This window comes from Dyella sp. (assembly GCF_035486915.1).
Taxonomy (GTDB): Bacteria; Pseudomonadota; Gammaproteobacteria; order Xanthomonadales; family Rhodanobacteraceae; genus Dyella_B.
This window is the reverse complement of sequence record NZ_DATHMR010000032.1, coordinates 1-9,050: the sequence shown is the minus strand read 5'-3', so window position 1 is coordinate 9,050 and position 9,050 is coordinate 1. Positions and strand designations below refer to the sequence as shown.

The following is a 9,050-nucleotide window of genomic DNA, read 5'->3' as shown; positions in this document are numbered from 1 at the left end:
TCCATCGACAGCAGCGCAGGCTGACCATCGGCGGGCTTGGTGAAGTTGGCCACGTTGTAGATGACCGGCTTGGTGCCTAGCAGCTTGGACTGACCAACGAAGTTGTCCATCCATGCGCCGCCATTCTTGTTGTCGCGCTTGAAGTAGTCGCAGTAGAACAGGGCAAGCGACTTGCCGTCCTTGTCGAACACTTCGAACACGCGCACGTCCGGGTTGTAAACCGGAATGTCTTTGCGTTCTTTGAAGGTCAGGCCATAGAGCTGACCGGCGGCGTAGAACACGCCGTTCTGCAGCACGTTGTTGAGTTCGAAGTAGGGCTTGATCTGCGAATCATCCAGATCGTATTTGGCCTTACGCACTTCTTCGGCGTAATGCTCCCAATCCCACGGCTCAAGCTTGAAGGTGGGCTGGTGCAGCGCAGCCTGATCTTTGTCGATCTGTTTCTGGATATCGGCCGCTTCGACCTTGGCACGTGCCACAGCGGCGGGCGCCAACTTGGCCATGAAGTTCATGACGTTGTCGGGGGTTTCCGCCATCTGGTCTTCCAGCGTCCACGCAGCGTAGTTCGGGAAGCCGAGGAGCTGGGCTTTCTGCGCACGCAGCTGGGCGAGACGTTCGATGATCTCGCGCGTGTCGTCGGCATTGCCCTTTTCGGCGCGCGTCCAGGATGCTTCGAAGAGTGCCTGACGCGTCGGGCGATCGGTCAGATCCTGCAACAGCGGCTGCTGCGTGGTGTTCTGCAGCGTCAGCACCCACTTGCCATCGAGCTTGCGATCTTTAGCGGCTTGCGCTGCCGCATTAATGTCTTCGTCGGAAAGGCCGGCGAGCTTGCTCTTGTCGTCAATCACCAGCGCGCCATCTTTCGCGGCGGCGAGCAGTTTGTTGTTGTACTGCGCCTGGAGCGTGGACTCTTCCTTGTTCAAGTCTTTCAGCTTGGCCTTGTCGGCGTCGGAAAGCTTGGCGCCGCCCATCACGAAGTTGCGATGGACGACTTCGATCAGGCGCATCGATTCCGGATCGAGCTTGAGCGAATCGCGTTGGTCGTACACGGCCTGGATACGCTGGAACAGTTTGTCGTTCAGCGTGATGGCGTCCTGATGCGCGGCGAGTTTCGGCGCTTCGTCTTCCTGCACTTTCTGCAGGGTGTCATTGGTGTTGGCGGCGGCGACGCCGTTGAACACCATCATCACGCGGTTGAGCAGCTCACCGGACTTCTCGAGCGCGACGTAGGTGTTGTCGAACGTGGGCGCATCGGGGTTGTTGGCGATCTTGTCCACTTCCGCCATCTGCTGCTTCATGCCTTCTTCGATGGCAGGCTGGTAGTCGGCGTCTTTGATCTTGTCGAACGGGGGGGCCTGATATGGCAGCGTGCTGGCCGTGAAGAACGGATTGCTCGCCGGCGCCTGGGCCGAAGCCGTCGTGGAACTGGCGGCCGGCGCGCTGGCGGACGACGCGGGCGCGGAGCTGTTGGGAGCCTGCGAGCAGGCGGCAAGACTGATCGACATGGCAATCACAATAGAACGAAGACGAGGCATGAAGGCTCCCCAAGGTGTCGGGCCCGGCTGGCGGGGCATTAACTGTTAAGCCCCCGACTGTAACCAGAGCGCCCTAATCTTCCAAGCCTGCCTCTAGACAGGGGCGAATTCGCCCCCGTCAGGTGCTGTAAGTGCGGTCCTTCCAGCGGGAGCGGACGCCCCGCCAGTAGCGGATGGCCGAGCTCCAGGTCATCCCGATGTACAGGAGTGCACTCAGCGGCAGCAGCAACGCCCAGGTCAGCCGCATCCCGTAGTAGCGGAGCATGGGCAGATAGCTGAGCATCATCGCGATAAGGGCAAGGAGGCCCAGGCGCCAGGTTTCGGGCGACCCGAGCAGGATGAAGGGCACGCCATAGGCGAAGATGAAAAGGATGGTCACGATCAACAGCACAGCCGTGGAATAACCAAGCTGCGTGAAGGCCGAGCGCGCCACCATGTCGTGGATGGAACGCAAGTCGCCGTAGGGACGCAAACTCACCACGCCGCGGCTCAAACCCAGCCATGTGCGATACCCGGCGTTTTTGACCTGCCGCGCCAACGTGCAATCGTCGATCAATGCGTTACGCAAACTCACGAAGGCACCTGCGCGCTGCAGCGCTTCGGTGTCGACAAGAATACATCCGCCCGCCGCTGCCGCAACGTGGCGAAAGCTGGAGTTGGAAAGCGAGAACGGATAGATCAGCTTGAAGTAGTAAACGAACGCGGGCAGCAACAAGCGATCCCAGAAACTGGTGCGCCGAAGATCCGCCATCAGCGACACGAACTGGCGATTGTCGTTGCGTTTTTGCACTAGCAATGCCGGAAGCAAGCCGGGCTGCAGCTGGATATCGGCATCCAATAGCAAGGTCATCGGCGTGCGCACATGCGACTTGCCCTGCTCAAGCGCCCACAACTTGCCCGCCCAACCTTCCGGTAAGGGCTCGCCGCCGACAACACGCGTATTCGGAAACGAAGCAGCGATCTGCGCGGTGGCATCGCTGGATTGATCGTCCACGACGATCATCTGCAAGCCATGACCTTGCAATTGCAAACCAGCGAGCGTGAGGCCGATGACATCGGCCTCATTGCGTGCAGGGATAAGGACGGTGATCTCGCTGAGATCCACCGACCCGGCTTGCGGGTCGGCTTCAATACGCTCTCGGGTACTCCAGGGCCGCCACGGTGTCAGCAGCAACCCCACCCACATTACTGCCGGTATCGACGCGGCAACCCATTCCAGTGTGCCCATCGGTAGCGGCGTTTAACGTCAGTGATTGGCTTCGGTCTGCGACGTGCGACGCTGGATCGAGCTGAGCGGAATCTTGATGGCGGTAGCATCGGCGCGATCGCCGTACATCACCGGCAGATCAGGGGCCATGGGACCATCGGTGCGCGGGCCGAGCATCGACACCTTCAACGCCTTCAGCGGATGAGCGAACATGTCGTCCACGGCCGTGCCTTCGAAGCCGCAATGCGCCATGCAGTTATCGCACTTCGGATTGATGCCCACACCGTATTTTTCCCACTCGGTGTCTTCCATCAATTCTTTGTAGGTCTTGGCGTAGCCTTCGTCGACCAGCAAGTAGCACGGCTTCTGCCAACCGAAGATGTTGTACGTCGGGTTGGACCACGGCGTGCACTGGTACGACTGGTTGCCCGCGATGAAGTCCATGAACATCGCCGACTGGTTGAACGCCCACTTGCGCTTGCGCTCTTTACCAATCTTGAAGATGTTGCGGAACAGCTGCTTGCTTTCGCTGCGACCGAGGAACACGTCCTGACGCGGTGCATGCTGGTAGCTGTAGCCCGGCGAGACAGTGATGCCTTCTACGCCCAGTTCCATGGCGTAGTCGAAGAAGTCGGCAACCTCTTCCGGCGGCTCGCTGTTGAACAGCGTGCAGTTCACGGTGACGCGGAATCCCTTGGACAGCGCCAGCTTGATCGCGGTGACAGCCTTCTCGAATACGCCGTCCATGCAGACGGATTTGTCATGCTGCTTTTCCAGGCCATCAAGATGCACGGACCAGGTGAAGTACGGCGAGGGCTTGTATTCGTCGATGTGCTTGGGCAGCAAGATCGCGTTCGTGCACAGATACACGAACTTCTTGCGCTCGATGAGGCCTTCGACGATTTGCGGCAGCTCTTTGTGGATAAGCGGCTCGCCACCCGGAATGGAAACAACCGGCGCGTCGCATTCGTCCACGGCGTTGAGCGCCTGCTCGACCGTCATGCGCTTCTGCAGAATTTCCTTGGGCTGATCGATCTTGCCGCAACCGGCGCACGCCAGATTGCATTGGAACAATGGCTCCAACATCATCGCCAACGGATAACGCTTTTGACCGCTCAGCTTCTTGCTGATGATGTAGCGAGCGATCGTTGTTTGTTGAATAAGCGGAATACCCAAAGGATTCTCCAGTACGTCAATGCCCGTGATGCCAGCAAACCAGGGTTTGGGGACGCTTGCGCATCACAGGGCGGTAAGTTTTACATGGCAACAGTATAGTTCAGCTTCAAGATGGCCGTTATTCCCGGCCAGCCTAACCTGCGGACTGGGGCGCAAACACGTGCGCATGGTCACGCCCGATGCGTTCCCATTCCATCTTGAACCAGGGCGTGAACGCGCCGGGATTGGCCGCCATCTCCGCGTCGAGCGCATCGGGGGCGATATACCGCAGGCCTGAGATTTCGTTTACGTTCACGGTCGGCGCATCGTTACTGCGACCGGCATACACCCAGCACAATTCATGTTCGGCACCGTCGGCGTCGAACTGCGCCTGGTATTCGAACTTGAACAGATAGTCGAGTTCGCACTTCAGCCCGAGCTCTTCGCTCAGACGGCGGTGAATGGCGTTGTCGATCGTCTCGCCACGGCGCGGATGACTGCAGCACGTATTGGACCAGAAGCCCGGCCACAGACGTTTGCCGGGGGCGCGCTGCTGCATCAGCAGCTCGCCCTTCGCGTTGAACACGAACAGCGAGAAGGCACGATGCAAGGTGCCTTTCCCAACGTGCGCGGACGCCTTGTCGAGAAAACCGACTTCACGGTCGTCGTGATCGACCAGGACCAGTGGCTCGTCGTCGAACGAAACCACTTCGCGCGAATCGCGCCATTCCTGATGTTCGAGTTCTTGGTTATCCAATCTCGACCTCCATCGCCTGATAGCCGGCATCACGCATCGCCGCAGCGACTTTTTCCTTGTTCTGCGGGCACAACGCGACGATCGAACCGCCACCACCGCCACCGGTGAGCTTGGCGCCGAGCGCACCGTGTTCGCGCGCGATCTGCACGAGCTCTTCCACTTCCCAGCTCGACACGCGCAACGCATTGAGCAGGCCGTGACAGATGTTCATCAGATCGCCAAGGCGTTCCAGATCGTATTGCTGCATGGCTTCGACGCCTTGCAGCGTGAGTCCATCGATCTGCTGGAAGATGCCGTCGTACAGCGCCGGGTTGCGCTGCCACGCGTTGCGCACTTTGCCGACCGTCACGGCGGTAAGGCTTTCCTTGCCGCTGATGCCGATGACGAGCGGAATGCGCTTGGCGAGTTTCAGATCGCGCATCATCGGGGCATCGCCCTTCTGTGCAGCGCGCTTGTACAGCAGCAGCTTGCCGTAGGTGGCCACCGTGTTGTCGATACCGGATGCCGAACCGTGTGCGACTTCTTCGCAACGGAATGCAAGCGCGTTGATCTCATCGTCGCGCAGGCCCAGCTGGTAGTGCTGATCGAGCGCGCGAATCACGGCAACAGCCATCGCGGCGGAGCCGCCCAGACCCATGGCACGCGGCACGTTCGGGAACACTTCGATGCGCACCGAGCGTTCAGTCAGCTCCAGTTGATCGAAGATGATGCCGAGCGAGCGCTGGAACGAATCGCGATGCGCCGGATCACGATGCAGGCGATATTCCACACCCCAGCGTGGGATGAGCATGTCCACGCCGCCAGAGTTCGTATCCTGCGCGGTCGCACGCACCGCGAGCGGTACCGGTGCGGCAATCGCGTGACTGCCGTACACCACGGCATGCTCGCCGAGAAGAATGATCTTGCCGTGACCGCATGCGCGATGATCGACAGCAGGTTGTTGTTCCGTGATCTCCGGAACGCCGCGCGACTCTTTGCGCACCTGGTCGACAATCTCCTGCGCCTTCCAGATCTTGATCTCGCCGCTTTCCACAAGTCGCTCGACCACGGTGTCAAAGATCTCCGCTGTTGCACCAGCCGCTACCGCCACGCTGCGTGCGTGCAGTGTCATATGGCCCTGCTGGATACCTTCGGTAACCAGCGCACGCAGCGCCGAGAAGTTTTGTGCAAGACCCACCGCACCCATCACTTCGGCCAACTCGCGCGCAGTCTTCACGCCGAGCAGGCGCAGATCGAGTGCCACGGTGGCGTTGGACTGCAGCGGGCCGCCGACGATACCGACCTTCATCGGTATATCGAGCTCGCCCACCAGTTCGCCCTTCTCACCCTTGTACCAGCGCGTGAGCGAGGTGTAGCGACCACCGCGTGCGGCGTACGCATGCGCAGCCGCTTCGATCGCACGCCAGTCGTTACCGGTTGCCAGCGCCACCGCATCGACACCGTTCATGACGCCCTTGTTGTGCGTGGCGGCGCGATAGGGATCGATGCTGGCGAATTCGTTGGCGAGGATGATGCCGTCGCGCACCTCTTCACCGGCGTAACCCTTGCCGGTGAGGTTTTCAGCGGGAATCACGCAACGCGCGCGAACCATCGCACGGTCGGTGAGGTTGGAAAGAATACGCAGGAAGACGCGGCCGCCGGTCATCGTTTCCACCAGCGAGGCGACGCCTTCGCACATGGTGTTGACGAGGTTCGCCCCCATCGCATCGCGCGTGTCGACGAGCAGATGCACGACGAGCATGTCGCCGCCTTCGGCACGTGCATGCGTGTGCACTTCCAGATCCTGTGCGCCGCCACCGCGCGCAACCATCTGCGGATGCAGACTATTGGCGAGATTCAAGATCTCGGCCTTGCGCTGCATCAGTGCCGCTTTGGCGTGCGCAAGATGCGGCACATCGACTACCTGCACCTGACCGATCAGGATCGGCTCGGTGCTTTCCACCTTGAAGCCGCCGACACCGCGTACCACTTTGGCGGCAGATGACAGCGCAGCCACGATAGATGGCTCTTCCACCACCAGCGGCACGATGTAGTCGCGACCGTTGACGAGAAAGTTAAGACCCAGGCCAACCGGCAGACCCATCACGCCGACGACGTTCTCGATCATCTTGTCGGCTTTGTGGATCTTCAGTGTGTGCTCGCCAGAGACGAGCGACTGATAATCCTCTGCTGACAACCAGCCGCGCTCATGAATGATGCGGACACGATCGGAGACAGAAAGTTTGTAGAAGGCAGGGAATCGCGAACGTTCGCTGCTCGATGTTTCGGCGCTCATGCTTGAGGCACTCCGCGTAGGTCGATAATTACGTAGCTCATCGCCTGGACGTTGCATGCAGCACGCCGACAATGTCCTTCAAAAACGTTGGCCATTACGTTACAAATCCTTGAAGGGCGATCTCACGTCTGGCGCATATGGCAGCTAACCCCACGCAATTCAAGTGGCAAGGGGATCACCTGCATACCGGCCGCAACAATGGCGCGCTCAAATGTCGCCAACCTTTCCGGATCATCGGCAAAAACCACGCCGAAGTCCCCACCAGCGCCGCATGGCTTAAAACTGACGTTCGCCCGAACCGCCATCTCTGCCAGGCTTTTTTGCGCCGGTGAATAGATATCCAGACCGCACGCATCGCCAAAATTTCGCAGCGCTACGGCATAGTCATTTGTAAGCCCAATGAAAGATTGCGCCTTTTTTGTGCGCAATGCATCAACAGCAGCGGCAGAAATCGCGCCGAGTTGCTTCATGTGGAATGCGTACTTTGTTTCATTTGCGGTGCGCCACTGCGATAAATGTCGCAGCGAATTGGACGTGGAGACGGCTTGTCCTGACCAGACAAACAGCCAGTGCACGCCCGGCATCGGCCATGTTTCATGCGTGAAACTCGGTACGTGGTCATGGCCGACGAGTTGATAGCTGATCAACCCGCCCGCCACGCCAGCAGCGACATCGACGCCGCTACCGCGGCCGCTCTGCCAGCCACCGTGCATGTGGAACAAACGGCGTATCCATTGCGCAGGATCGGCCATCGCGTCGCCATGACCTGCATGGGTTGCAAGCGCCGATGCGAGCGCAACCGTCAGCGCCGCGCTGGAGCCAAGCCCCAGCTTCATACGCGATGCACCGTCGCCGTAGAAGAAGCCGGATGTATCCAGATGGATGCTGAAGCCAGCACGCGATCGCGGCGCGAGACCTTCGCTTCGCAGACCATTCCACACGTGCTCGACCAGTGTGAGCTTGGCGGCAGTGGCTCCATCGCATTGCCATTGCCATGCGCCATCGCCATCGACCGTCATGCGTGCAGCACTGACATCGAGATCCGGTGCATACACATCGCATACACCGTCGTCCCGCGACACGATGCGGGCCTCGGCACGTCGATTGACCGCCAGCACCAGCGCTGGCGCGCCTTCGAGTACAGCGTAGTCACCCAGCAACACCTGCTTGCCGGGTGCGCTCGCGGTGATTTCCATCATGCCTCCACGACATCCTTTGCGATGGCGCGCACACCCGCGCCAAGGCCCGTGTCGTGGACGTCCAACACACCCGGTACATCGCGCAACGCTGCTTTGACTTGCTCGATAGCCGAAGGCGCGCAAACAGCTTTCACCTGCGGACCGGCATCGACGGTGAAGAACACCGGCACACCTTGCTGACGCAGGGCACGCACGCGATGCATGCATTCGATCGTCGCGCCATTCCAATAAAGCAGACCAGGCTGCGCAGCCATGGCCAGCGCATGCATCTTCAGGCAGCTGTATTCGGAGATCAGCGCCAGCGCATCGAAATCACGCGCATGGATCGCATGGCGTGCCGTGGCGAGATCGGCTTCCTGCGTATCGATCCATGCCGATTGATAAGGCGACGTTTGCGCCGTACGGCGCATACCTTCGCTAGAACCCACCTGCTTGGCTGCCGTCGAGGTGATGGCCACGGCAACGCGCAAGGGCCACGCATCGGCATCGAGCAGCGGTGTGGCGACCGAGTCGGCGCCATCCGCGCGCTGACCATGCGCCCATTCGACATAACCGCCGAAAATCGAACGTGCGGCCGAGCCGGAACAACGGCGCGCAAGCACCGATAACTCCGCATCGCTCAACTGAAGATTCAACGCATTCGCACCGGCATGCACCAATGCGGCAAAGCCCGATGCGGACGAAGCCAAACCCGCCGCCGTCGGAAAATTATTCTGGCTGGCAACGTCTGCACCCCACGCCACACCTGCACGCTCGCGCAGCAGATTGAGGCATGCAGTCACGCGCTTGGCCTCGGCCTCATCGCTGCGACCATTGAGGCTCACGCGGTCTGCCGTTTGTCCAGGCGTGAAGCACACCTGCGTGCGGGTCCACAAACTGTCCAGCGTGATCGAGAGGGAACCGACCACCGGCAAGTTGAGCG

At 60.2% G+C, this 9,050-nt stretch carries 7 protein-coding genes; all 7 read right to left on the bottom strand.

The features are described 5' to 3' along the window. On the bottom strand, nt 1-1,535 hold a 1,535-nt coding region (locus VK725_RS03220; protein WP_325316617.1), incomplete at its 3' end, for a M3 family metallopeptidase. A 118-nt stretch (nt 1,536-1,653) separates the two neighbouring features. Then, nucleotides 1,654-2,763: a glycosyltransferase gene (locus VK725_RS03215; protein ID WP_325316616.1), complete on the bottom strand. Its 1,110-nt coding sequence runs from the start codon at nt 2,761-2,763 to the stop codon at nt 1,654-1,656. Nucleotides 2,764-2,781: 18 nt separating this feature from the next. Further along, entirely contained in the window at nt 2,782-3,918 is a 1,137-nt protein-coding gene (hpnH, locus tag VK725_RS03210; protein WP_325316615.1) for an adenosyl-hopene transferase HpnH, read from the bottom strand. 133 nt (nt 3,919-4,051) lie between these two features. Further along, nucleotides 4,052-4,654 (bottom strand): isopentenyl-diphosphate Delta-isomerase, encoded by a 603-nt coding sequence (gene idi / locus VK725_RS03205; RefSeq protein WP_325316614.1) that lies wholly within the window; start codon nt 4,652-4,654, stop codon nt 4,052-4,054. Continuing rightward, on the bottom strand, nt 4,647-6,929 hold the full coding sequence (locus VK725_RS03200; RefSeq protein WP_325316613.1) for a hydroxymethylglutaryl-CoA reductase, degradative: 2,283 nt from the start codon (nt 6,927-6,929) through the stop codon (nt 4,647-4,649). The genes idi and VK725_RS03200 overlap by 8 nt, the downstream gene beginning before the upstream one ends. Nucleotides 6,930-7,051: 122 nt before the next feature. Beyond that, a complete protein-coding gene (locus VK725_RS03195) occupies nt 7,052-8,128 on the bottom strand; it encodes a hypothetical protein (protein WP_325316612.1) in 1,077 nt (358 codons plus the stop codon). Beyond that, the coding region (mvaD, locus tag VK725_RS03190; protein ID WP_325316611.1) for a diphosphomevalonate decarboxylase at nt 8,125-9,050 on the bottom strand (926 nt) is incomplete at its 5' end. The genes mvaD and VK725_RS03195, both read right to left, overlap by 4 nt.

Coding starts and splice junctions, on each gene's coding strand:
- VK725_RS03200 (WP_325316613.1), bottom strand. CDS start 6,929: ATGAGCGCCGAAACATCGAGCAGCGAACGTTCGCGATTCCCTGCCTTC.
- VK725_RS03215 (WP_325316616.1), bottom strand. CDS start 2,763: ATGGGCACACTGGAATGGGTTGCCGCGTCGATACCGGCAGTAATGTGG.
- VK725_RS03195 (WP_325316612.1), bottom strand. CDS start 8,128: ATGATGGAAATCACCGCGAGCGCACCCGGCAAGCAGGTGTTGCTGGGT.